Origin of the sequence: Microbacterium sp. zg-Y625 (genome assembly GCF_030246925.1) — a bacterium.
In the GTDB taxonomy this organism is placed as follows: Bacteria; Actinomycetota; Actinomycetes; order Actinomycetales; family Microbacteriaceae; genus Microbacterium; species Microbacterium jiangjiandongii.
Window position 1 is genome coordinate 1,270,524 of the sequence record NZ_CP126740.1, and the last position, 22,781, is coordinate 1,293,304.

At 72.2% G+C, this 22,781-nt stretch carries 24 protein-coding genes and 1 tRNA gene; 15 read left to right on the forward strand and 10 right to left on the reverse strand.

The genetic code is table 11. From position 1 onward, the window contains the following. The first annotated feature begins 8 nt into the window (after positions 1 to 8). Entirely contained in the window at positions 9 to 803 is a 795-nt protein-coding gene (locus QNO14_RS05750; RefSeq protein WP_257493673.1) for an ABC transporter ATP-binding protein, read from the forward strand. 121 nt (positions 804 to 924) lie between these two features. Further along, entirely contained in the window at positions 925 to 1,176 is a 252-nt protein-coding gene (locus QNO14_RS05755) for a type B 50S ribosomal protein L31 (RefSeq protein ID WP_257493672.1), read from the forward strand. Between the two features lie 54 nt (positions 1,177 to 1,230). Here the strand turns inward: QNO14_RS05755 and QNO14_RS05760 are convergent, their stop codons facing one another. Continuing rightward, positions 1,231 to 1,974, reverse strand: a complete 744-nt coding sequence (locus QNO14_RS05760) for an exonuclease domain-containing protein (RefSeq protein ID WP_257493671.1) — start codon at positions 1,972 to 1,974, stop codon at positions 1,231 to 1,233. A 71-nt stretch (positions 1,975 to 2,045) separates the two neighbouring features. Here QNO14_RS05760 and QNO14_RS05765 point away from each other — a divergent pair, with 71 nt between their 5' ends. Beyond that, positions 2,046 to 2,945 (forward strand): alpha/beta fold hydrolase, encoded by a 900-nt coding sequence (locus QNO14_RS05765; RefSeq protein ID WP_257493670.1) that lies wholly within the window; start codon positions 2,046 to 2,048, stop codon positions 2,943 to 2,945. Here the strand turns inward: QNO14_RS05765 and QNO14_RS05770 are convergent. After that, positions 2,905 to 3,465: a CGNR zinc finger domain-containing protein gene (locus tag QNO14_RS05770; RefSeq protein WP_257493669.1), complete on the reverse strand. Its 561-nt coding sequence runs from the start codon at positions 3,463 to 3,465 to the stop codon at positions 2,905 to 2,907. The genes QNO14_RS05765 and QNO14_RS05770 overlap by 41 nt on opposite strands. A gap of 67 nt (positions 3,466 to 3,532) precedes the next feature. On the opposite strand from QNO14_RS05770, the gene QNO14_RS05775 reads away from it, so the two are divergent. Continuing rightward, positions 3,533 to 4,510 carry an EamA family transporter gene (locus tag QNO14_RS05775; protein ID WP_257505922.1) on the forward strand — a complete coding sequence of 326 codons (978 nt, stop codon included), beginning with the start codon at positions 3,533 to 3,535 and terminating at the stop codon, positions 4,508 to 4,510. 7 nt (positions 4,511 to 4,517) lie between these two features. Here QNO14_RS05775 and QNO14_RS05780 read toward each other — a convergent pair whose 3' ends face one another. Next, positions 4,518 to 4,991, reverse strand: a complete 474-nt coding sequence (locus QNO14_RS05780) for an Lrp/AsnC family transcriptional regulator (protein ID WP_257493667.1) — start codon at positions 4,989 to 4,991, stop codon at positions 4,518 to 4,520. Positions 4,992 to 5,159: 168 nt separating this feature from the next. Here QNO14_RS05780 and pdhA point away from each other — a divergent pair, with 168 nt between their 5' ends. Genes pdhA through QNO14_RS05795 form a run of 3 tightly spaced genes read left to right on the forward strand, consistent with a single transcriptional unit; the run spans position 5,160 to position 8,637 of the window. Further along, positions 5,160 to 6,296 (forward strand): pyruvate dehydrogenase (acetyl-transferring) E1 component subunit alpha, encoded by a 1,137-nt coding sequence (gene pdhA, locus QNO14_RS05785; RefSeq protein ID WP_257505923.1) that lies wholly within the window; start codon positions 5,160 to 5,162, stop codon positions 6,294 to 6,296. Beyond that, positions 6,293 to 7,303, forward strand: coding sequence for an alpha-ketoacid dehydrogenase subunit beta (locus QNO14_RS05790; RefSeq protein WP_257493665.1), 1,011 nt, complete (start codon positions 6,293 to 6,295; stop codon positions 7,301 to 7,303). The genes pdhA and QNO14_RS05790 overlap by 4 nt, the downstream gene beginning before the upstream one ends. Then, positions 7,300 to 8,637 (forward strand): dihydrolipoamide acetyltransferase family protein, encoded by a 1,338-nt coding sequence (locus QNO14_RS05795; RefSeq protein WP_257505925.1) that lies wholly within the window; start codon positions 7,300 to 7,302, stop codon positions 8,635 to 8,637. Before QNO14_RS05790 ends, QNO14_RS05795 begins: the two co-directional genes overlap by 4 nt. A 17-nt stretch (positions 8,638 to 8,654) precedes the next feature. Here QNO14_RS05795 and QNO14_RS05800 read toward each other — a convergent pair whose 3' ends face one another. Further along, positions 8,655 to 9,251, reverse strand: coding sequence for a TetR/AcrR family transcriptional regulator (locus tag QNO14_RS05800; RefSeq protein ID WP_257493663.1), 597 nt, complete (start codon positions 9,249 to 9,251; stop codon positions 8,655 to 8,657). A 105-nt stretch (positions 9,252 to 9,356) separates the two neighbouring features. Between QNO14_RS05800 and QNO14_RS05805 the strand changes: the two genes are divergently transcribed. The 5 genes from QNO14_RS05805 to QNO14_RS05825 are packed head-to-tail and all read left to right on the forward strand — an operon-like array spanning position 9,357 to position 15,375. Next, complete coding sequence (locus tag QNO14_RS05805; protein WP_257493662.1) at positions 9,357 to 10,940, forward strand: carboxyl transferase domain-containing protein; 1,584 nt, start codon at positions 9,357 to 9,359, stop codon at positions 10,938 to 10,940. A 1-nt stretch (position 10,941) separates the two neighbouring features. Beyond that, positions 10,942 to 12,891 carry an acetyl/propionyl/methylcrotonyl-CoA carboxylase subunit alpha gene (locus QNO14_RS05810; protein ID WP_257505928.1) on the forward strand — a complete coding sequence of 650 codons (1,950 nt, stop codon included), beginning with the start codon at positions 10,942 to 10,944 and terminating at the stop codon, positions 12,889 to 12,891. Further along, positions 12,888 to 14,057 carry an acyl-CoA dehydrogenase family protein gene (locus tag QNO14_RS05815; protein ID WP_257505929.1) on the forward strand — a complete coding sequence of 390 codons (1,170 nt, stop codon included), beginning with the start codon at positions 12,888 to 12,890 and terminating at the stop codon, positions 14,055 to 14,057. The genes QNO14_RS05810 and QNO14_RS05815 overlap by 4 nt, the downstream gene beginning before the upstream one ends. A 5-nt stretch (positions 14,058 to 14,062) precedes the next feature. Next, positions 14,063 to 14,566 carry a MaoC family dehydratase gene (locus QNO14_RS05820; RefSeq protein WP_257493659.1) on the forward strand — a complete coding sequence of 168 codons (504 nt, stop codon included), beginning with the start codon at positions 14,063 to 14,065 and terminating at the stop codon, positions 14,564 to 14,566. Then, entirely contained in the window at positions 14,563 to 15,375 is an 813-nt protein-coding gene (locus tag QNO14_RS05825; protein ID WP_257505930.1) for an HpcH/HpaI aldolase/citrate lyase family protein, read from the forward strand. The genes QNO14_RS05820 and QNO14_RS05825 overlap by 4 nt, the downstream gene beginning before the upstream one ends. Here QNO14_RS05825 and QNO14_RS05830 read toward each other — a convergent pair. Together QNO14_RS05830 and QNO14_RS05835 are read right to left on the reverse strand one after the other, a co-directional pair. Beyond that, complete coding sequence (locus QNO14_RS05830; RefSeq protein ID WP_257505931.1) at positions 15,372 to 15,983, reverse strand: histidine phosphatase family protein; 612 nt, start codon at positions 15,981 to 15,983, stop codon at positions 15,372 to 15,374. The two genes, QNO14_RS05825 and QNO14_RS05830, sit on opposite strands and share 4 nt — an antisense overlap. Before the next feature lie 82 nt (positions 15,984 to 16,065). After that, entirely contained in the window at positions 16,066 to 16,908 is an 843-nt protein-coding gene (locus QNO14_RS05835; RefSeq protein WP_257506059.1) for a Sir2 family NAD-dependent protein deacetylase, read from the reverse strand. Positions 16,909 to 17,027: 119 nt separating this feature from the next. Here QNO14_RS05835 and QNO14_RS05840 point away from each other — a divergent pair, with 119 nt between their 5' ends. Continuing rightward, the gene (locus QNO14_RS05840; protein WP_257505932.1) at positions 17,028 to 17,834 is read left to right on the forward strand and encodes a TrmH family RNA methyltransferase; all 807 of its coding nucleotides are present in this window, start codon (positions 17,028 to 17,030) and stop codon (positions 17,832 to 17,834) included. On the opposite strand, the gene QNO14_RS05845 is transcribed toward QNO14_RS05840, so the two are convergent. Genes QNO14_RS05845 through QNO14_RS05855 form a run of 3 tightly spaced genes read right to left on the reverse strand, consistent with a single transcriptional unit; the run spans position 17,831 to position 19,331 of the window. Then, complete coding sequence (locus QNO14_RS05845) at positions 17,831 to 18,274, reverse strand: bleomycin resistance protein (RefSeq protein WP_257505933.1); 444 nt, start codon at positions 18,272 to 18,274, stop codon at positions 17,831 to 17,833. The genes QNO14_RS05840 and QNO14_RS05845 overlap by 4 nt on opposite strands. Then, a complete protein-coding gene (locus QNO14_RS05850; protein WP_257493654.1) occupies positions 18,271 to 18,519 on the reverse strand; it encodes a hypothetical protein in 249 nt (82 codons plus the stop codon). Before QNO14_RS05850 ends, QNO14_RS05845 begins: the two co-directional genes overlap by 4 nt. A 17-nt stretch (positions 18,520 to 18,536) precedes the next feature. Next, positions 18,537 to 19,331 carry an SGNH/GDSL hydrolase family protein gene (locus tag QNO14_RS05855; protein WP_257493767.1) on the reverse strand — a complete coding sequence of 265 codons (795 nt, stop codon included), beginning with the start codon at positions 19,329 to 19,331 and terminating at the stop codon, positions 18,537 to 18,539. Between the two features lie 166 nt (positions 19,332 to 19,497). Between QNO14_RS05855 and QNO14_RS05860 the strand changes: the two genes are divergently transcribed. Together QNO14_RS05860 and QNO14_RS05865 are read left to right on the forward strand one after the other, a co-directional pair. After that, complete coding sequence (locus tag QNO14_RS05860) at positions 19,498 to 21,330, forward strand: DEAD/DEAH box helicase (protein WP_257493653.1); 1,833 nt, start codon at positions 19,498 to 19,500, stop codon at positions 21,328 to 21,330. Positions 21,331 to 21,451: 121 nt separating this feature from the next. Continuing rightward, positions 21,452 to 22,546 (forward strand): VIT1/CCC1 transporter family protein, encoded by a 1,095-nt coding sequence (locus tag QNO14_RS05865; RefSeq protein ID WP_257505934.1) that lies wholly within the window; start codon positions 21,452 to 21,454, stop codon positions 22,544 to 22,546. 132 nt (positions 22,547 to 22,678) lie between these two features. Here QNO14_RS05865 and QNO14_RS05870 read toward each other — a convergent pair. Further along, positions 22,679 to 22,764, reverse strand: a tRNA-Leu gene (locus QNO14_RS05870). Positions 22,765 to 22,781: the final 17 nt, after the last annotated feature.

The window sequence follows — 22,781 nt, forward strand, 5'->3', positions numbered from 1 at the left end:
CTGGGCGCATGGCTGAGGTTCTCGAGTTCTCCGACGTCGTCGTCCGCCGGAATGCCCGGGACATCGTCGACCATGTCGACTGGACCGTCACCGACGACCAGCGGTGGGTGATCCTCGGGCCGAACGGCGCGGGCAAGACCACCCTGCTGCAGCTCGCCGCGACGCTGATGCACCCGACGTCGGGCGTCGTCACGATCCTGGAGGAGCGGCTCGGCCGCACAGACGTGTTCGAGCTGCGCCCGCGCATCGGCTTCGCCTCGTCGGCCATGGCCCGGCGCGTGCCGCCGGAGGAGACGGTGCTCAACGTCGTGCTGACGGCGGCCTTCGCCGTCATGGGGCGCTGGAACGAGGCCTACGAGGACATCGACGAGCGCCGCGCCCTGCGCGTGCTCGCCGAGTGGAAGCTCGATCACCTGGCCGATCGCACCTTCGGCACGCTGTCGGACGGCGAACAGAAGCGGGTGCAGATCGCCCGCGCCGTGATGACCGACCCCGAGCTGCTGCTGCTGGACGAGCCGACCGCGAGCCTGGACCTCGGTGCCCGCGAGGAGCTGCTGGCCCTGCTGAGCGGCTACGCGCAGGCGCCGACGACGCCCGCCATGGTGATGGTGACGCACCACGTGGAGGAGATCCCGGTCGGATTCACCCACGTGATGCTGCTGCGGGAGGGCAGGGTGGTGGCCGCCGGCCCGATCGCCGAGACCCTCACCGCGCAGAACCTCACCGAGGCGTTCGGCATGCAGATCGCGCTGCACGAAGAGGCCGGGCGCTACTCGGCCCGCGCCGAGGCGGCCTCGGCCTGACCCGCCGTCGAGCCGCGGTACGCGTTGTGCCGCAAGGCTGATAGAATCGTTCCTTGGTGCATTCGCACCGCAGACTTTGACCGTTCTGGCAAAATCCAGGGCACCACCTCAAGGACACCTCATGAAGACTGACATCCACCCCGACTACCGCCCCATCGTGTTCCGCGACCTGGGCTCGGGAGAACTGTTCCTCACGCGCTCGACCGTCACCAGCGACAAGACCGTCGAGTTCGAGGGCGCCGAGTACCCCGTCATCGACGTCGAGATCTCGTCGGCTTCGCACCCGTTCTACACGGGCAAGCAGCGCATCATGGACTCGGCCGGTCGCGTCGAGAAGTTCAACCAGCGCTTCAAGAACTTCGGCACCAAGTAAGTCGCCGCACACGAAAGGCCCCGCTTCGGCGGGGCCTTTTCGTCGTTGCGGCGGTCAGCGCACCGGCCAGCTGCCGTCGAGGCTGTCATCGGGGTCGAGCCGGCCGACCTTGATGAAGTACTCGGTGAGGCTCGCCGCCTGCGCCCGCGCCCAGCCGATCTGCTGCGTGTGGAGCTCCTGCGCCGTGGGCGGCAGCTGCGGCCCGAACCGCTCGGCGAGGGCCTGCGCGACCCGTCCGGCAGCCACGGCGTCGGCGCACGCGTCATGCGCGCCCTCGAGCGGCACGGCGTAATGCGCGGCGACGGCCTCGAGGGTGCGCTTGCCGCGGCGGTACCGGTCGTGGGCCTTGTCGAGGACGAGCGGATCGATGATGGGTCCGGGCGAGCGGAGGGCACGGATGCCGTGACGCACGGCCTCGTACTTGAGCAGCGAGAAGTCGTAGCACGCGTTGTAGGCGACCACCGGGATGCCGGCGGCGAACAGTCCCCGCAGCATCTGCACGACGTCGGCGACGACCTCGGCAGCGGCCCGGCCCTCGGCGCGGGCGTGCGCCGTCGTGATGCCGTGCACCGCCGTCGCCCCCTCGGGGATGTCGATGCCGGGGTCGGCGAGCCAGTCGCGGGCGTGCACGACCGCGCCGGAGCCGTCGATGACGCCGACGTGGGCGGTGACGATGCGGTCGTTCTCGACATCGACGCCGGTCGTCTCGAGATCGAACACGCCGACAAGGCGCGTCCACGCCGGAATGCGCGCGGGCTCGGGAAAGCCGAGAAGCGGCTCGGGCTGCCACATCGTCATGTCCACAACGCTAGAGCCGGGCGCCGACATCGGCGGGCAGGCGCTCCGTCGCCGCCTCGTAGACTTCAGGGGTGACCGCCCTGCACCCCTACGCCGACTCCCTCGCCCGCATTCCGGTGCGCCGACACGAGGTCGCGGTGCAAGGCGGAACGACCGCTTACTGGGAGTACGGCCCCGCCACTGCGGAGCACACCATCGTGGCGGTGCACGGCTTCCGCGGCGAGCACCACGGCCTGGAGCCGGTGGTCGCCCACCTCGACGGCATCCGCGTGCTCATGCCCGACCTCCCCGGATTCGGCGAGACCGCACCGTTGCCCGGTCGCCGCCACGATCTGGCCGCCTACGCCGCGTGGCTCACCGACTTCGTTGCCGCGACCGCACCCGGGGCGGTGATCCTCGGGCACTCGTTCGGGTCGATCGTCGTCTCCGCGGCCGTCGCCGGGGGCCTCGAGACCCCGCGGGTCATCCTGGTCAACCCGATCGGCGCCCCGGCGCTCGAAGGCCCCCGCGGCATCCTCACCCGCCTGGCGGTCTTCTACTACTGGGCCGGCGCCCGGCTGCCGCGCCCGGTCGGCGATGCGGTGCTGCGCAGCCGCCTCATCGTGCGCGTCATGAGCATGTCGATGGCCAAGACCCGCGACCGGGCGCTGCGCCGCTTCGTGCACGATCAGCACGACACGTACTTCTCGCGGTTCGCCGATCGCGACGTGCTGCACGACGCGTTCCTGGCGTCGGTCTCCAACGACATCCGCGCCTACGCGCCGGCGATCGATCAGCCGACCCTGCTGGTGGCGGCCGTCCAGGACGACATCACGCCCATCGCGGCGGAGCGGCACCTGGCGACCCTCTTCCCCGATGCGCGGCTGGTGGAGATCGAGGGCGTCGGACACCTCATCCATTACGAGACGCCGCAGCCGGCGGCGGCGGCGATCAGGCGGTTTCTGCAGCCTTCCGCCGACGGTACGCGTTGACGTTCATCCGGTTGCCGCAGTTGCCGGTGTCGCAGTACCGCTTCGAGCCGTTCTTGGAGTAGTCGATGTACACCGACAGGCAGTCGTCGGCGGAGCAGATGCGCACCCGCTCGTAGGCATCGAGGCGGATGACGTCGACGAACGCCATCGCCGTCTCCACCAGGACGCGCGTGGCGAACGTCGCGTCGTCGCGGGTGGCGTGGATGTGCCAGTCGTAGCCCTCGTGGATCACCAGCTGCGGCAGGGCGTGACCGTCGCGGAGCATGCCGTTGACCAGCGGCACGGCGGCCGTGCGGTCGGCCAGCCAGAGTTCGTGCAGGCGGGGGCGGATGGCGCGCACCGCGTCGAGCTCGCGCTGGTCGCCCGTGAAGGATCCCGTATAGCGGTGCACCTGCAGGAACCGCTGCAGATCCGCTCTGTCCACCAGGCGATCGGCGCCGTCAGTGGCGGTCGCGGGCAGCGTGTTGACGAGGTCGACGGCCGCCGCGAGAGCTTGCGTCGTGTCACGAGCGAAGAGCACATTGACCCCTGACGTCGGTGGGCGTACTGTCACCAGTGAATCACACCACACCCCTGACAGGCGGAGCATGAGCACACGTACTGTACTGCTGTCCTCCGCCGTCGCCAGACCTCCGCGCGTGGCGACCTCGGGACTCGTCATCGCGGTGGCCTCGGCTCTGGCGTTCTCCTTCTCCGGTCCCTTCCTGAAGCCGCTGCTGGAAGCGGGCTGGTCGCTCGGGGCTGTGCTGCTGGTGCGGATGGGGCTCGCCGGCCTCGTCCTCTCGCCGGCGCTCCTGCAGGCGGTGCGCCGCGAGCGCGGGTTCCTGCGCAGACACGGCGGCATCATCGTCGCCTTCGGGCTCACCGCCGTGGCCGGCTGCCAACTGTTCTATTTCGCGGCGATGCAGCGGATGCCGGTGGCCGTGGCCCTGCTCATCCAGTACTTCGCGCCGGTGCTGCTGGTGATCTGGGTGTGGGCGCGCAGCCGCCGCGCTCCCTCGCGGCTCGTCCTCGGGGGCTCTCTCGTGGCGATGGCCGGCCTCGTGCTGGTCGTGGACCTCACCGGTGCGCGCTTCGACCTGCTCGGCACGCTGTTCGCGCTGGGTGCGGCCACGTGCACCGCCGTCTACTTCGCGATCGCCGAGCGCAGCGGCGACCGACTGCCGCCGCTGGCGCTGGCGTCCGGCGGGCTGCTGATCGGAACAGCGCTCATCGGCGTGCTGCTCCTGGCCGGCATCCTGCCGTTCGCCGCTCCTGAGGTGAGCGTGGTGCTGGACGGCGTCGAGGTGCCGTGGTGGATGCCGCTGGCGTGGGTGGGTGCGATCGGCACGAGTCTCGGCTACGCGCTCGGCGTGGTGGCGGTGCCGCGCATCGGCGCGCGCGTGGCATCCTTCGTCGGACTGTCGGAGGTGCTGTTCACGCTGATGATGGCCTGGCTCTTCCTGGGCGAGGCGCCGGCGCCCGTGCAGTTCGCCGGAGGAGCGCTCATCCTCGTCGGCGTCGTTCTGGTGCGGATGGATGCCACGCCCCGCGTGAGGGTGGCGGCGGCGCCGGACAGGCGTTGACGAGGCGTCACGCCTCGCCGCGGGCCAGCTCCATGAGCGGCCGGACGCGGTAGCCGATCACCTCTTCCATCACCAGCGACGTCTCGGAGCGCTCCACGCCCTCGATCGCGAGGATGCGTGCATCGATGTCGAACAGGTGCTGGGTGTCGCGGGCGGCCACCCGCACGACGAGGTCGATCGCGCCGCTGATCCCGTGAGCCTGGATGACCTCGGGGATCTCGGAGATCTGGGCGGTGATCCGCGGCAGGTCGGCCTGTCGGACGACCACGCTGAGCAGGGCCTCGAGGGGGAAGCCGAGGGCGGCGGGCGCCATCGCCCGCTCGTAGGAGAGGAAGACGCCGGCGCGGTCGAGCTTGCCCATGCGCGCCTGCACGGTGTTGCGTGAGAGCCCGAGGCGCTCGGACAGCGCCACGACGGTTTCGCGCGGGTCGTCCGCCAGGGCGTCCAACAGGGCCAGGTCGACGTGGTCCAGGGTGCTCATAGTGCGAAACGCTAGCACGCGACCCGCGGGTCGACATGCGCAAGATGCTCAAGATCGCGGCTTGTGCTTGAGCTAGGTGCTGTGTCGACGTACGCTCGCGGCAGCCGGCGACGAGGCCGGCGCGGAACCGACGGGGTCCTCACGAGGGGCGCCGGGACGGAGGCGACGATGACGTATCTCCCGAGCACGACCGCGGATCCCGGCACCGACATGGGGCCCGTCGCGCAGGTCATCACCCCCGACGGCGAACGGGTCGCGGATGCGACGCTGGAACCGTGGCTGCACGAGGTGGGTGACGACGTCCTCGTCGGCCTCTATCGCGACATGGTGCGTACGCGACGCCTGGACCGCGAGGGCGTCGCCCTGCAGCGGCAGGGCCAGCTCGGCCTGTGGGCGCCCTGCGAGGGGCAGGAAGCGGTGCAGATCGGCACCGCGCGCGCCCTGCGGGCGGCCGACTTCGTCTTTCCGAGCTACCGCGAGTCCGGCGTGCAGCTGGTGCGGGGCGCGACGCCGACGGAGCTGATCCAGGTCTGGCGCGGCGAGGAGCAGTCGATGGGCGACCCGTTCGCCCGCCGCACGGCCGGCCCCCAGATCATCATCGGCGCGCAGACCCTGCACGCCGTCGGCTACGCGATGGGCATCCAGCGCGCGGAGGCGCTCGGTGGCGTCGCCACCGACGACGTGGCTGTGGCCTACTTCGGCGACGGTGCCTCGAGCCAGGGCGACGTGAACGAGGCCATGGTGTTCGCCGCGTCCTTCGGCGCCCCTGTGGTCTTCGTCTGCTCCAACAACCAGTGGGCGATCTCGGAGCCGGTGCGCGTGCAGTCCCGCACGCCGCTGGCCGCGCGGGCGCCCGCCTTCGGCATCCCGAGTCTGCGCGTGGACGGCAACGACGTGCTCGCCTGCTTCGGCGCCATGCGCTGGGCACTGGAGCGCGCACGCAGTGGGGCGGGGCCCGCGTACATCGAGGCGGTCACCTATCGCATGGGTCCCCACACGACCGCGGACGACCCCACGCGCTACCGCGACCCGGCGGAGCTCGAGCGGTGGCGCGGCCGCGACCCGATCGCCCGGGTGCACGCGCTGCTGCGCGCGCGGGGGGCGCTGGACGACGAGGCTGCGGCGGACATCGCCGCCGACGCCGACCGGCTGGCCGCCGACGTGCGGGAGGTGTGCCTGTCGTACCGCACGCGGGACCCGCTGACGATCTTCGACGAGGTGTATGCCGAGCCCCACGCCGCACTCGAGGCGGAGCGCCGCGCCTACGCCGCGTACCTCGACGGGTTCGAGGAGGGTGCGTCATGACCGAGCTCACGATGGCCAAGGCGCTCAATGCCGCGCTGGGGAGCGCCCTGGCGGAGGACCCCTCGGTGCTCATCATGGGGGAGGACGTCGGCACGCTGGGCGGCGTCTTCCGCATCACCGACGGACTGCTCGCGACGCACGGGGCCGGCAGGGTGATCGACACCCCGCTGGCCGAGTCCGGCATCGTGGGCACGGCGGTGGGGCTGGCGTACCGCGGGTTCCGCCCGGTCGTCGAGATCCAATTCGACGGCTTCGTCTATCCCGCGTTCGACCAGATCGTCTGCCAGGTGGCGAAGCTGCACTACCGCACGCGGGGGGCGGTGCGGATGCCGCTGACGGTGCGGATCCCCTGGGCCGGCGGCGTCGGCGCGGCCGAGCACCACTCCGAGTCGCCCGAGGCGTACTTCGTGCACACATCGGGCCTGCGGGTCGTCGCGGTGTCGAACCCGTCCGATGCCCACTTCATGCTGCGCCAGGCGATCGCGTGCGATGACCCGGTCGTCTTCTTCGAGCCCAAGCGCCTGTACCACGTCAAGGGCGAGGTCGATCTCGCCGCCCCGCTCGCCGACGCCCCGCCGATGGGCCTGGCCCGCGTGGTCCGCCCCGGACGCGACGCGACCGTGGTGACCTACGGAGCGCAGGTCGCGACCGCGCTGGAGGCTGCGGAGGCCGCCGCCGACGACGGGGTGTCGCTGGAGGTCATCGACCTGCGGTCGCTGTCGCCGGTGGACTACGACACCATCGCGGCATCGGTCCGTCGCACCGGTCGGGCCGTCATCACCCACGAGGCCCCCGGGGAAGCGGGAGTGGGGGCGGAGGTGGCTGCGGGAATCACCGAGCGCTGCTTCCACCACCTCGAAGCGCCGCCGCTGCGGGTCACCGGCCACGACATCCCGTACCCGCCCGCCAAGCTCGAGCGGCACCATCTGCCCGACCTCGACCGGATCCTCGACGCCGTCGACCGCGTGCTCGACCGACCCCATAGCCTCGCGGGGGCGGCGCAGTGATCTCGGGGTTCCGGCTGCCCGACCTGGGGGAGGGGCTCCCCGAGGCGGAGCTCGTGCAGTGGCTCGTCGCCGAGGGTGAAGAGGTCGCGCTCAACCAGGTGCTGGCGGAGGTCGAGACGGCCAAGGCGGTGGTCGAGCTGCCGTCGCCCCACGCCGGCCGGGTCGCCACCCTGCACGCCGCGGCGGGCGACGTGATCGCCGTCGGCAGCGTCATCGTCTCGTTCGAGCTCGACGCGCCCGCGAGCCCCCCGGCCGACGACGCCGCCGAAGCGGCTGAAGCGCCCCAGCCGCACCTCGTCGGCTACGGCGCCGCACCGGCATCCGGGGGCCGTCCCCAGCGCCGGAGACGCGCCGCTGCCGGCCGCACGACGCTCGAGGCGGAGGTCGTCGCCGACGCGCCCCACGACGCGGTGCGGGCGCTCGAGCCGGAGCCGCCCTTCGGCGAGCGTCCCCGCTCGACCCCGCCGGTGCGCAAGCTCGCGAAGGACCTCGGGGTGGACCTGCGCCTGGTGACCCCGACGGGCGGCGAGGGCCTCATCACCCGCGCCGACGTGGAGCAGTTCGCCGAGCGTGTCGCCGAGGCGCCCGCGGCCGCGACGCCCGGGCCGGCGGTGCCCGCTCCGGCCGCCGCAGCCGATGACGACGTCACCCGCATCCCCGTGCGCGGCGTCCGTCGCTTCACGGCTCAGGCGATGGTGCAGAGCGCCTTCACCGCGCCGCACGCGACGGTGTTCCTGACCGTGGATGTGACCGAGACGATGCGGCTCCTCGGCGAGCTGCGGGACGACCGGCGGCTCGCAGGGCACCGCATCGGAATCCTCGCCGTGGCGGCCAAGGCCGCCTGCCTGGCGCTCGCGCACCACCCCATGCTCAACGCGCGATGGCGGGACGACGAGATCGTGCAGTTCCGACGCGTGCATCTCGGCATCGCCGCGGCCACCGAGCGCGGGCTGGTCGTGCCGAACATCAAGGATGCCGGCGCCCTCACGCTCGTCGAGCTCGCCGACGCGATCGTGGCGCTGGCCGAGACGGCGCGTGCCGGCCGCACCGAGCCGTCGGCGCTGTCGGGCGGGACGTTCTCGATCACGAACGTGGGGGTGTTCGGCGTCGATGCCGGCACCCCGATCCTGAACCCGGGGGAGGCCGGGATCCTGGCGCTCGGCAGCGTGCGGCGGCTGCCGTGGGAGCACGAGGGTCAGGTCGCGCTTCGAGAGGTGCTGACCCTCAGCCTGTCGTTCGACCACCGGCTCGTCGACGGCGAGCAGGGAGCACGGTTCGTCGCCGACGTCGCTGCAGTGCTGCGCCAGCCGGGCCGGGCGCTGCTGCTGCGGTGACGCCGGGTGCCGTACCGTCAGGCCATGAGGCTCGCCCGCGCCATCGCCCGCAGGATGTCGCGGAGCTCGGCGTCGCCGATGCTGTCGCGCGCCGCTTGCAGGCTGTGGGGGGTGGAGTTGATGAGGCCGAAGCACGCATGAGCGCGCACGCGCAGCGCGGCTGCCGGGATGGTGTGCCGCAGGCCGTCGAGCACGACGACCCACAGTTCGACGTACTCGCGCTGCAGGCGCCGCACCGTGCGGCGGTCGGCCTCGGAAAGGCTGGCGAGCTCCCGGTCGTGCACGCGGATGACGTCCGCCGACGTGAGGGCGAAATCGACGTGGAACGCGATGAGCGCATCGAGGGTGTCGTGGGACGTGCGCCCCGCGGCCACGACCGCCCCGCCGCCGTCGCGCAGGGTGCGGCTCACGTCCACCAGGATCGCCCCGAGGAGGGCCTGCTTATTGGGGAAGTGGCGGTACACCGCGGGACCGGTGATGCCCACGGCGGTGCCCAGGTCTTCGAGGCTCACGCCGGCGAACCCCCGCTGCGCGAACAGTCGCGAGGCTTCCCGCAGCAGCGACGCGTGGCGGTCGGCTTTGGCTCTTTCTCGGTCGGTCGGTCCCGTTGTCATCTCAGTTAATCCTCGCTAACCTGAAGCCCCGGTTAGTGAAAACTAACCATGCGCGTCGCCCGCCGACAACGTGTGTGACGCGATCGTGACGTCGACGGAGACAGCATGACCGCACGCGCCCCGGTTCCGGCCGCTGAGGACACGCAGCGCGACCTCGCCGCCGCACTGCGCGCGCGCCTGACGAAGGTGGCCGACGGCGGGGGCGAAGCGGCGCGCGCGCGTCACCTGGCACGCGGCAAGATGCTGCCGCGGGAGCGCATCGACCGACTGCTCGACGAGGGCAGTCCGTTCCTCGAGCTCGCCCCGCTCGCCGCGGAGGGCCTCTATGACGGCCAGGCCCCTGCCGCCGGTGTCATCGCCGGCATCGGGCTCGTGCACGGGCGCCACGTGATGGTGGTGTGCAACGACGCCACCGTCAAGGGCGGCACCTACTTCCCCCTCACCGTGAAGAAGCACCTGCGTGCTCAGGAGGTGGCCCTGGAGAACCGGCTGCCCTGCCTCTATCTCGTCGATTCCGGGGGAGCGTTCCTGCCCTTGCAGGACGAGGTCTTCCCCGACCGCGACCACTTCGGGCGGATCTTCTTCAACCAGGCCCGGCTCTCGGCCGCCGGCATCCCGCAGCTGGCAGCCGTGATGGGCTCCTGCACGGCCGGCGGCGCCTACGTGCCGGCGATGAGCGACGAGACGGTGATCGTGCGGGGGCAGGGCACGATCTTCCTCGGTGGCCCGCCGCTGGTGAAAGCGGCGATCGGCGAGGTCGTCACCGCCGAAGAGCTCGGTGGCGGCGAGCTGCATGCCCGGCGCTCCGGGGTCGTCGACCACCTCGCCGATGACGACGAGCACGCCCTCGAGATCATGCGCGACATCGTGCTGACCCTGCCGCCGCCCGCACCGCCGGCATGGCAGGTGCACGAACCCGCCGATCCCGCGGCGCCCGCCGACGAGCTGTACGACGTCGTACCCGTGGACGTGAACGTTCCGTACGACGCCCACGCGGTCATCGACCGCCTCGTCGACGCCGGCAGCGTGCACGAGTTCAAGCGGGAGTACGGCACGACGCTGGTCACCGCGTTCGCCCGCATCCACGGCCATCCGGTCGGCATCCTCGCCAACAACGGGGTGCTCTTCGGGGAATCGGCCCTCAAGGGCGCCCACTTCATCGAGCTGTGCGATCAGCGCGGCATCCCGCTGCTGTTCCTGCAGAACATCTCCGGGTTCATGGTCGGCCGTGACGCCGAGGCCGCCGGCATCGCCAAGGACGGCGCCAAGATGGTCACCGCCGTCGCCACGACGCGGGTGCCCAAGCTCACCGTCGTGGTCGGCGGATCGTTCGGCGCCGGCAACTACTCGATGTGCGGCCGCGCCTATTCGCCCCGGTTCCTGTGGAGCTGGCCGGGCAGCCGCATCTCGGTCATGGGCGGCGCGCAGGCGGCGTCAGTCCTCTCGACGGTGAAGGCCGACCAGCTCGCCGCGCGCGGCGAAGAGTGGTCGGCCGAGGAGCGGGCCGCCTTCGAAGCCCCCGTGCGCGCCCAGTTCGAGACGCAGGGCGACCCCTACTACGCCACGGCGCGCCTCTGGGACGACGGGGTCATCGATCCGGTCGACACCCGCGACGTGCTGGGGCTGGCCCTCGACGTCGTGTCCCGGGTACCCCTCCCCGCCCCAGGCTTCGGCCTCTTCCGGATGTGACATGACCACGACCCTGTTCGACACCGTGCTCGTCGCCAACCGCGGCGAGATCGCCCGGCGCGTCATCCGCACGCTCCGCCGCCTCGGCATCCGCTCGGTCGCCGTCTACAGCGACGCCGATGCCGACGCTCCGCACGTGCGCGAGGCCGACGTCGCCGTGCGGCTCGGGCCGGCGCCGGCCTCGCAGTCCTACCTCGACATCGACGCCGTGATCGCCGCCGCCCGCCGCACCGGCGCCCAGGCGGTGCACCCCGGGTACGGGTTCCTCTCCGAGAACGCGGCGTTCGCCCGCGCGTGCGCAGCCGCCGGCATCGTGTTCGTCGGGCCCGCCCCGCACGCCCTCGACGTCATGGGCGACAAGATCCGCTCCAAGGCGCACGTCGCCGCTCACGGGGTGCCGGTCGTGCCCGGGTTCAGTGCCGCAGGCATGACGGATGCCGCCATCCGCGCCGCCGCGGACACCCACGGGTTCCCGCTGCTGGTCAAGCCCTCCGCCGGCGGCGGGGGCAAGGGCATGCAGATCGTGCGGGAGCCCGCGGACCTGCCCGATGCGCTCGCCGCCGCGCGGCGGGTCGCGGCGAGCGCGTTCGGCGACGACACGCTGCTGCTCGAGCGCCTCGTCGAGCGCCCGCGCCACATCGAGGTGCAGGTGGTCGCCGATGCGCACGGCACCGTGGTGCACCTCGGCGAGCGCGAGTGCTCGCTGCAGCGGCGCCACCAGAAGGTGATCGAAGAGGCGCCGTCGCCTGCGGTCGACGCGGCGACGCGCCGGCGACTCGGTGAGGCGGCCTGCCGGGCCGCGGCGAGCGTCGATTACCTCGGGGTGGGCACGGTGGAGTTCCTCATGGCCGCCGACCGTCCGGACGAGTTCTTCTTCATCGAGATGAACACGCGGCTGCAGGTGGAGCATCCGGTGACGGAGCTCGTCACCGGCGTCGACCTGGTGGCCGAGCAGCTGCGCGCGGCGGCGGGCCTGCCGCTGGGGTTCGCGCAGCACGATGTGCGCCTCGAGGGGCACGCCATCGAGGCGCGCGTGTACGCCGAGAGCCCCGCGCGCGGATTCCTCCCCGCCACCGGCGAGGTCGTCTCCTGGCGGGTGCCGCAGGGCGTGCGGGTGGATGCCGCTGTGGAGACCGGCAGCATCGTGACGAGCCACTACGACCCCATGATCGCGAAGGTGATCGCCCTCGGCGCCGACCGACGCGAGGCGCTCGACCTCTTGGACGCGGCGCTCGCCGACACCGTCGTGCTGGGGGTCGACACGAACATCGCCTTCCTGCGGACACTCCTCGCCGAACCCGCCGTGCAGGACGGACGCCTCGACACGCACATCATCGACGCCCTGCCCCCGCTGGCGGTTCCCGAGCCGTCCGCGGACGCGCTCGCCGCAGCCGCGGACGCGCTCGCCGACGGCGGTGGCGACGGTGCCGTGGCGGGGACGCCCTGGGGTCGCCGCGACGGCTGGCGACTCGGCGGCGGCCGGGCACCGCGCCACGCGCGCTTCGAGACCGAGGGCGGGTCGGTGGTCGCGGCATCCGTGCCCGACCCCGCCGGCGCCGCGCCGCGCACCTGTGCGACCCTCGCCCGGGACGGCGCCGGCGACGTGTGGGTGCACCTGGCCGGGGCCACCCATCGACTGCGGCCGGTGACCCGCCGCGACGCGTCCGAGCGGAGCCGGGCGGCGCGCGCACGCGTCGATGCGCCCGCCGCGCCGCACGTGCGGGCGCCCCTGCCGGGGACCGTCGTGGCCGTGCACGTGCAGGACGGCGACCGGGTGGCATCCGGGTCGCGCTTGGTCACCATCGAGGCCATGAAGATGGAGCACACCGTGACGGCGCCCCACGATGGCGCGGCGCGGATGCTCGTCGGCGTCGGCGCGCAGGTGCGCCGTGACGAGGTGCTCGCCGAGGTGCACGAGGACCCCGCGAACCCCGAGGAGGAGACCCCATGACCGGACCCGTCGACCTGAGCTCGTACGCGCTGGAGGACGACGAGATCGAGCTGGCCCGCATGGTGCGCGCCTTCGCCGACGACGTCGTCGCCCCGGTCGCGTACGAGGCCGATCGCACGCACACGCTCCCCATGGACGTCGTGGCGCAGATGGGCGACATGGGGCTGTTCGGCCTGCCCTTCCCCGAGGAGGTCGGCGGCCAGGGCGGCACCTACCTCGCCCTCGGGCTCGCGATCGAGGCGCTCGCGCGCGTGGACCAGTCCATCGCGATCACGCTCGAGGCGGGGGTGTCCCTCGGCGCCATGCCGGTGTTCCGCTTCGGCACCGACGCGCAGCGGGCGGAGCTGCTGCCCGACCTCTTGACGGGCCGGGCGCTGGCGGGTTTCGGGCTCACCGAGCCCGAGGCGGGATCGGATGCCGGCGCCACCCGCACCACCGCCCGGCGCGACGGCGGGGGGTGGGTGATCGACGGCAGCAAGCAGTTCATCACCAACTCCGGCACGCCCATCACCCGATTCGTCACCGTCACCGCCGTCACGGGGCGTCGCGGCGACCGGCCCGAGATCTCCACGATCATCGTTCCCAGCGGCACGCCCGGTTTCACCGTCGGACCGGCGTACGACAAGGCGGGGTGGCGCGCGTCCGACACGCATCCGCTGACCTTCGCCGACTGCCGCGTGCCCGAGGAGAACCTGCTCGGCGAGGAGGGGCGGGGGTTTGCGAACTTCCTCCACATCCTCGACGAGGGGCGCATCGCGATCGCGGCCCTCGCGACCGGAGCGGCGGAGGGATGCCTCGAGGCGGCGCTTGACTACGCCGCGACGCGGCAGGTGTTCGGGGCTGCGCTGTCGACCCGTCAAGGCATCCAGTTCACCCTCGCGCGCATGCAGGCCCGCGTGCACACGGCGCGGCTGGCGTGGGTGCGGGCCGCGCACCTGCGCGATGCGGGGCGCCCGTTCAAGACCGAGGCCGCCATCGCGAAGCTCGTCTCGGGTGAGGCGGCGATGGACAACGCCCGCGACGCCACGCAGATCTTCGGGGGCAACGGATTCATGAACGAGTACCCCGTGGCCCGCCACTACCGCGACAGCAAGATCCTCGAGATCGGGGAGGGGACCACCGAGGTGCAGCTGCTCGTCATCGCCCGCGCACTCGGGGTAGCGTGAACGGCATGACCGACACCCCCGCCGGCGCGCCCGACATCGTGCAGCGGGGACTGTGGTTCGAGGAGTTCGCGGTCGGGGCGCGCTACCGGCATCGACCGGGCCGCACGGTCACACAGGCCGACAACGTGCTGTTCTCGGGCCTGACGATGAACGCGCAGGCGCTGCACGTCGATGAGGCGTACGCCGCGACGCAGCCGTTCGGCCGTCCCCTGATCAACTCAATGTGGACGCTGGCGACGATGATCGGCTCGTCGGTTGCCCAGCTCACCCAGGGGACGCTCGTGGCCCAGCTCGGACTGACCGACATCACGTTCCCGGCCCCGCTCTTCCCCGGCGACACGCTCTACACCGACACCGAGATCACCGGCGCGCGGTCGTCGGCCTCGCGTGCAGGGCAGGGCATCGTCACGATGCGCCACACCGGGCGCAACCAGCACGGCGAGGTCGTCGCGACGGCCACGCGCACGGCCCTGATATGGAGCCGTGACCACGAGGAGGCGACGACGTGACCGCGATCCCGGCAGGCCCGGCCCTGCTCTTCTGCCCCGCCGACCGCCCCGAGAGGTTCGCGTCGGCGCTTGCGCGGGCCGACGGCGTCATCATCGACCTCGAGGATGCCGTGGCACCCGCCGAAAAGACGGCCGCGCGCGGCGCCCTCATCGACGCGGAACTCGACGCTTCGCGGGTCATCGTGCGGGTGAACCCGGTCGGCACGCCGGATCACGAGGCGGACCTGGCCACCCTCTCGCAGACGGACGTGCGGACGATCATGGTCGCCAAGGCCGAGTCGCCCCAGCGGATCCGCCGCATCGACGCGCGCTACACCGTCGTCGCGCTGTGCGAAACGGCGCGGGGCATCGCCGCCGCGGAGCGCATCGCCGCGCTCGACAACGTGTCCGCGTTGATGTGGGGAGCCGAAGATCTCGTCGCCTCGCTGGGTGGTACATCGAGCCGCAAGCCCAACGGCCGCTACCGCGACGTCGCCCGCCACGCGCGGGCACACGTGCTGCTGTCCGCCGGCGCGCGCGGCAAGGCCGCCATCGACGCCGTGCACCTCGACATCGCCGACACGAAGGGCCTCGCCCGCGAAGCGGAGGATGCCGCGGCCAGCGGATTCGCCGCCACCGCCTGCATCCACCCCAGCCAGGTGGCCGTGATCCGCGCGGCCTACCGGCCGAGCGCGTCGGACAGCGAATGGGCCCACGCCGTGCTGCGGGCGGCGGAGGACGAGGGCGGGGTCTTCACCTACCGGGGCCGGATGGTCGACGAACCGGTGCTGCGCCACGCGCGGACGCTCCTGCACCGCACCGGGCGCTAGCCGGCGACGACGGGACCCACGCCCGAGAGCAGCCGCAGGCGGTCGCGCTCGAGCAGCAGGTCGCAGCTCGACCCGTTGGGCAGGCGGAAGCCGACCGGGGGGAGCTCGCCTCCCGTGGCGTGGCGGATGATCTCCCGGATGAGCGCGCCGTGTGCGACGGCGATGACCGATGCCGACGCCGGCGCGGTCGTGTGCCGCGCGTCCCGCACGATCTGCTGCAGGGCCGCCAGGGCGCGGGCGCGCAGGGCCGGCCAGGGCTCGGCGCCGGGCACCTCGGCGCTGTGCCAGTCGCCCCAGCGTTCCAGGAACTCCGCGGCATCCACGCCCTCCGCCTCGCCATAGGCGCGTTCCCGCAGCTGCGGGTAGGTGCGGGGCGGATCGACACCGAGGGTGTCGGCGATGATCTCCGCGGTCTCCCGCGCGCGGGACAGGTCGCTGCTGACGACGATGACCGGTGAACCGGTGGTCAGGCGCTCGCGCAGCTGCTGAGCGACGTCGCGGGCCTGGGCGCGTCCGGTGTCGTTGAGCGGGATGTCGGTGGACCCCTGGATGCGGCGCGCGCGGTTCCAGTCGGTCTCGCCGTGGCGCACGAGGGTCAGCAGAGTCACCCGTCGAGCCTAACCGCGGCATCCGTGAGGGGGCTCGGAGACGGTGGGGCGGCCGGGAGCGAGAGGGGTGCGCGCGCGACGATCAGCGCGAGGCGGCGAGCCGATCGGCGAGGGCCGCCAGCACGGGGCTCGTGCCGCCGTCGATCTTCACCGTCGCCTTGGTGTCGGCGCGGGTCTCGCCGCGGTTCACGATGACGACCGGCAGCCGGCGACGGCGGGCGCGCTCGACCAGGCGCACCCCGGAGTTGACGACGAGCGAAGAGCCGGCCACGAGCAGCGCCTGACTCGTGCGCACGAGCTGCTCGGCCTCGGCGAACCGCTCGACGGGGACGAACTCGCCGAAGAAGACGACGTCGGGCTTGAGTACGCCACCGCACACGCTGCATTCGGGTACACGGAAACCGTCGGCGGTCTCGGGGAGCACGTCGCCGTCGGGGCCCAGCAGCACGTCGTCGGGAACGTTGAGCCAGGGGTTGTCCGCTTCGATCCGCACGGCGAGGTCGCGTCTGTCGAACACCTGGCCGCAGTGGGTGCAGAAGGCCCGGCGCATCGTGCCGTGCAGTTCCACGACGCGGCGGCTGCCCGCGCGCAGGTGCAGGCCGTCGACGTTCTGGGTGACGACGCCCGTGGCGATGCCGGCGCGCTCGAGGCTTGCGAGGGCGGTGTGGCCGGCGTTGGGGGAGGCGGCGGCGAACACGCGCCATCCCAGGTGGCTGCCCACCCAGTACCGTCGCCGGGCGGCTTCGCTGGCGAGGAACTGCTGCGCCGTCATGGGCGTGCGCACCGGTGCGCCTTCGCCGCGGTAGTCGGGGATCCCGGAGTCCGTGGACACCCCCGCGCCGGTGAGCACCGCGATCTTGCGGCCGCGCAGCACGTCGGCGGCCTCGCCGACCAGTCGCTCGGTCGGCGCGTCGAGCTGGAGCACCGGGGTCACCCGGACGATTCTAGGCGTGCTGGTTTACCGGGAGGTTACGGTCAGCCGCGCATGGGGGCGGCACGGCTCGCGCGCGGGTGGGGGTTCGCGCCGCGTGGGAGAGTGGACCAATGCCCATCGAGCACGTCGCAGACCCCGCCGATCCCCGTCTGGCCGACTACCGGGACCTCACCGACGTGGCGCTGCGCCGGGTGCTCGAGCCCGCGGGCGGCCTGTACATCGCCGAGTCCGCAAAGGTCATCGGCCGCGCCGTCGCGGCAGGGCATCGGCCGCGCTCGGTCCTCGTGCAGGAGAAGTGGGTCGATGACGTGCGGGACCTCGCCGGCGATGCGCCGGTGTACGTCGTTCCGGCCGAGGTCGCCGAGCAGCTGACCGGCTACCAGGTGCATCGCGGCGCGCTCGCCGCCATGCACCGCCCCGTCGCCCCGCCGGTGGCGGACATCATCGCCGGCGCGCGTCTCGTGGTCGTGCTCGAGGACATCGTCGACCACACCAACGTGGGGGCGGCGTTCCGCAACGCCGCCGCGCTCGGGGCCGACGCCGTGCTCGTGTCGCCCCGGTGTGCCGACCCGCTGTACCGGCGCAGCGTGCGGGTCAGCATGGGCACGGTCTTCCAGGTGCCGTGGACGCGGCTGCCGGAGTGGCCCGAGGCGCGCGGCATCCTGCACGACGGGGGCTTCCACCTCGCGGCGCTCGCGCTCGCCGAGGGTGCCGTGCCGCTGGACGACTTCGCGGCCGCCCGACCGGAGCGGGTCGCGCTCATGCTGGGCGCGGAGGGTGACGGGCTCTCCCGCCGGGCGCTCGAGGCCGCCGACACCGTCGTCACGATCCCGATGGCCGGGGGAGTGGACTCGCTCAACGTCGCGGCGGCGAGCGCGGTGGCGCTGTGGTCGCTGACTCACGACGTCCGCAGCTAGGGCGTCTGCCTGCGCGGCCGGTGTCCGAGTGACTCCTGGAAGCGGATGAGGTATCCGTCGGGATCGGTCACCAGGAACTGCCGCACGCCCGTTTCGTCGAGTTCCCCGATGGCGTACCACTTCGTCTCCGGCGCCATGAACACGGGGTAGGAGCCGTCGCGCAGCGCCGCCAGGATCGGGTCGAGGCGGGGAACGCTGATCTGGAAGTTGATGCCTCGCCCGAGCGGGCTCTCCAGCGGTGCCGTTATCCAGTTCCGGCCGATGCCGCGCTGTTCGAGCATGATGTGCGCGGAGCCGAGGGTGATGTAGGCGAAGCCCTCTTCGGGGCGCTGATAGGCGATCTCAAACCAGCAGAGGCCGCACCAGAAGTCGATGCTCCTGCTCGTGTCACTGACGAGCAACTCAGGGACGAGTGCCGGGCTCGGTCCAGGGGAACTCATCCACTCATCGTTGCAGAGTGCTGCTCGGGCGCGGCGCGCAGCTTCGACGTGATCACCGCGTAACCCGCTGACCAGCCCGCCATCGCTCCGGCGAAGCCGATGCCCGCGGCGACGAGCTGCGCCGAGTTCGCACCGAGCAGGCCGACGATGAACAGGGCAACGAGCAGGGCCGCGGCGACAACGGCCGCGATGTTGATCCATCGCAGCGCCGACCGAAGGCGCGTCTGGTCAGCTTGACCGCTCATAGCCACGGCCGCCGACCCTACGCCGGCTTGGCCGGCGTCGCCGCGGCATCCGGTCCCGGCGCGAGCGTCGTCATCGGCAGCGCCTCGGGGCGCTTTGCCGTGATGTGGTCGCCGGAGGACTGGTTGCGCACCCGGCGCAGCACCCACGGCACGAGGTGCTCCCGTGCCCAGACGAGATCGTTCGCCCGCGCGGCCCGCCACGTGCGAGGCGGCACCGGCTCGGGCTGCATCGGCTGCAGGTCGTTCGGCACGTTCAGGGCGCGCAGCACCATGCGGGCCACCTCGTGGTGGCCGAGGGTGTTGTAGTGCAGGCGGTCGTCGTCGAAGAAACGCATGTCCTGCACTTCCTTCAGCGCCCACTGGTCGGCCACGACGCAGTCGTAGCGCTCGGCGATGGCCCGGATGTTCTCGTTGTAGATGGCGACACGCCCGCGGATGCCGCGGAACACCGGGGTGAAGTTCGTGTCGATGGCGGTGAAGATCAGCAGCGTCGCTCCGGTGGAGGTCAGCCGCACGACGGCATCCTCGAACAGTGCGGCGACGGCGTCGGGATCGCCACCGGGGCGGATGACGTCGTTGCCGCCGGCGGAGAACGTGATGAGGTCCGGCTTCAGGGCCAGGGCCGGCTCGATCTGAGTGTCGACGATCTGGCCGATCAGCTTTCCGCGCACCGCGAGGTTGGCGTACGCGAAGTCGTCGACCTGGGCGCCCAGCACCTCGGCGACGCGGTCCGCCCAGCCACGGTGTCCGCCGGGGGAGGAGGGATCGGGGTCGCCGATGCCCTCGGTGAACGAGTCGCCGATCGCGACCATGCGCCGCCACGGGTGCTCGGTCTCGTTCGGGGTGTACTCGGCGAGACGGTCGAGGGATTCGGTCACGGAGTCGGAGGGGGTGTCGGGGTCGGTGTCGGGCATGGTGCCTCCTCGGCTGAGCCAGCTTCGAGGCTAGCGTCCGTGGGCTCGTTTAGGCTGGACCGTCGTGGATGAACAGCAGCAGGAGCATTTCGGGAGCTTCGCTGCCGAGCACCTCTCGCCGTCGTTCCCGCAGCGCGCCCCCTGGGGAACGGCCCAGCGACTGCGTGCCTGGCAGGCCGAAGCGCTCGACCAGTACTTCGCGATGGACGGCCCCGACGGGGTCGGTAAAGGCCCCCGGGACTTCCTCGCCGCCGCCACGCCGGGCGCCGGAAAGACGACCTTCGCCCTGCGTCTGGCGACCGAGCTGCTGCGCCGGCGCATCATCGACCGCATCGTCGTGGTGGCCCCGACCGAGCATCTGAAGACGCAGTGGGCGGATGCCGCGGCGCGCGTGTCCATCCGTCTCGACCCGAACTTCAGCAACCGCCACGTCTCACCCGCCCGGCACTACCACGGCGTCGCGGTGACGTACGCGCAGGTGGCGGTCAAGGCATCCGTCCATCAGCGCCTCACCGAGGACGCCCGCACCCTCGTGATCCTCGACGAGGTGCACCACGGCGGTGACGCCCTCAGCTGGGGCGACGCCCTGCGCGAGGCGTACCAGCGGGCGACGCGTCGCCTGCTGCTGTCGGGGACCCCGTTCCGCAGCGACACCGCGCCGATCCCGTTCGTGGAGTACCACCCGAACGAGAAGGGAATCCGGCTCTCCCGCACGGACTACAACTACGGCTACGGGCGCGCCCTGGCCGACGGGGTCGTGCGTCCCGTGCTCTTCCTCGTGTACGCGGGGCAGATGCGCTGGCGCACCAAGGCGGGTGACGAGTACGAGGCCCACCTCGGCCAGGACAACACGAAGGACATCAACTCGCAGGCCTGGCGCACCGCGCTGGATCCGCAGGGCGACTGGATCCCCGCGGTGCTGCGCAGCGCCGACCGCCGCCTCAGCGAGGTGCGGCAGGAGGTCCCCGACGCCGGGGGCCTCGTCATCGCGACCGACCAGACCGCCGCCCGTGCGTACGCGGCGATCCTCCGCGACATCACGGGGGAGCCGACGACCGTCGTGCTCTCGGACGATCCGGCGGCATCCGGTCGCATCGAGGAGTTCGCGAAGGGCACGTCGCGCTGGATGGTCGCGGTGCGCATGGTGTCCGAAGGCGTCGACGTGCCCCGGCTGTCGGTCGGCGTCTACGCCACGAGCGCGTCGACCCCGCTCTTCTTCGCCCAGGCGATCGGCCGCTTCGTGCGCGCTCGCCGCCGCGGCGAGTCGGCGAGCGTCTTCCTGCCGCACGTGCCGCAGCTGCTGGCCCTCGCCAATGAGATGGAGCGCGAGCGCGACCATGCGCTGGACCGCGAGTCGGGCGACGACGACGGCCTCGAGGACACCCTGCTGGCCGAGGCGGAGCGCGAGGACAAGGCATCCGACTCGCTCACCGAGGAGTTCAGCTACCAGGCGCTCGGCTCGGTCGCGCACTTCGACCGTGTGCTGTTCGACGGCAAGGAGTTCGGCCAGCTCGCCGTGCCGGGAACCCCCGAGGAGGAGGAGTTCCTGGGGCTTCCCGGACTCCTCGAGCCCGAGCACGTGCACGAGCTCCTCATGCAGCGGCAAGCGCGGCAGGGCAGGCACCGCAAGGCGCGTGAGACGAGCGAAGCGCAGACGGCGGATGCCACGGGAGCGCCGCCCGCCACAACCCTGCCGCCGGCGCTGCACCGCACGCTCAAGGAGCAGCGCCAGCTGCTCAACAGCCTCGTCGGCGTGTACGCGCGGCAGAGCGGCGAGCCGCACGGCGCCGTGCACGCAGAGCTCCGGCGCCTGTGCGGGGGACCGGCCGTCTCCCACGCCACCGTGGCCCAGCTGCAGGCGCGGATCGACCTGCTGCGTCGCCGCGTGCACTCCTAGCTCCGCGCGGTCGGCGCTTCGGAACCCCGAAATACTGGCAATCGCGGCTTTCGGCCGCGCCGTCCGCACCCGGCTCGCTACCGTGGAGGCATCCCCCTCGCCCCTTCTTCACGGAGGTTCCATGACCGCGCCCTCGTCCGCCGCACCGACCTCACGCGATCGTCGACGCTGGGCGCAGTACCTCGCCGACGAACGCGCCGAGGCGCGGCTGTACCGCACGCTGGCGCAACGGCGCATGGGGGAGGAGCGGGAGATCCTGCTCGCCCTGGCCGACGCCGAGGGACGCCACGAGTCGCACTGGCTGGCGCTGCTGGGCGGCGAGCCCAAGCGCCTGCCGAGCCCCAGCTTGGACACCCGGATGCTGGTGTGGATGGCGCGGCGCTTCGGCATGGTCTTCGTGCTGGCGCTCGCACAGCACGCCGAGGCGCGCTCGCCGTATGAGAACGAGCCCTACGCGACGGCCGCCATGGTCGCCGATGAGAAGGTGCACCACGAGGTCGTCCGCAATCTCGCCGCGCGCGGCCGTCGGCAGCTGTCGGGCACGTTCCGCGCGGCGGTGTTCGGCGCCAACGACGGGCTGGTGTCGAACCTCGCGCTCGTGATGGGCATCGGCGCGACCGGTGTGGGCGCTCCCTTCCTGCTGCTGAGCGGCCTGGCGGGCCTGCTCGCCGGCGCGCTGTCGATGGCCGCGGGTGAGTTCGTGTCGGTGCGCTCGCAGCGCGAGATGCTCGCCTCGACCGGCCACAGCGACTTCGCCGACGCGGCGCTGCCCGATCTCGACCTCGACGCCAACGAGGTGGCGCTGGTGTACCGCGCCCGGGGATTGGATGCCGACGAGGCGCTGGCCCGCGCCCGGCGCGTCGTCGAGACCGCGCAGGCGGCAGACCGGTCGAAGCCCTACCGACGCCCCGTGGACGCCGTCGAGGAGCAGGACGTGGTCGGCGGGGCATGGGGCGCGGCGACGTCGAGCTTCCTCTTCTTCGCCTCAGGCGCGGTCATCCCCGTGCTGCCCTGGATCTTCGGCCTCGAGGGGGTCGTCGCCGTGGTGCTGGCGCTGGTGCTGGTCGGCATCGCACTGCTGGCGACCGGTGCGATGGTCGGCGTGCTCTCCGGCGGCCCGCCGCTGCGCCGTGCCCTGCGCCAGCTCGCGATCGGCCTCGGCGCCGCCGCCATCACCTACGTGCTGGGTCTCGTCTTCGGCGTCTCCGTCGCCTGACGCGCGCTTCGCCTGTCGCATATCGTCGCTTCCGCGCGCCCGAAGCGACGAAACGTGACAGGCGAGCGCGGCAGCGGGGGGTATGGTCCCCAGAAACAGAAGAAGGCCCCCTTTCGGGGGCCTTCTTGACTGTGCGCGAGGGGGGACTTGAACCCCCACGCCCGTTAAAGGGCACTAGCACCTCAAGCTAGCGCGTCTACCTATTCCGCCACCCGCGCAGTGGGTGAAGCTGCTT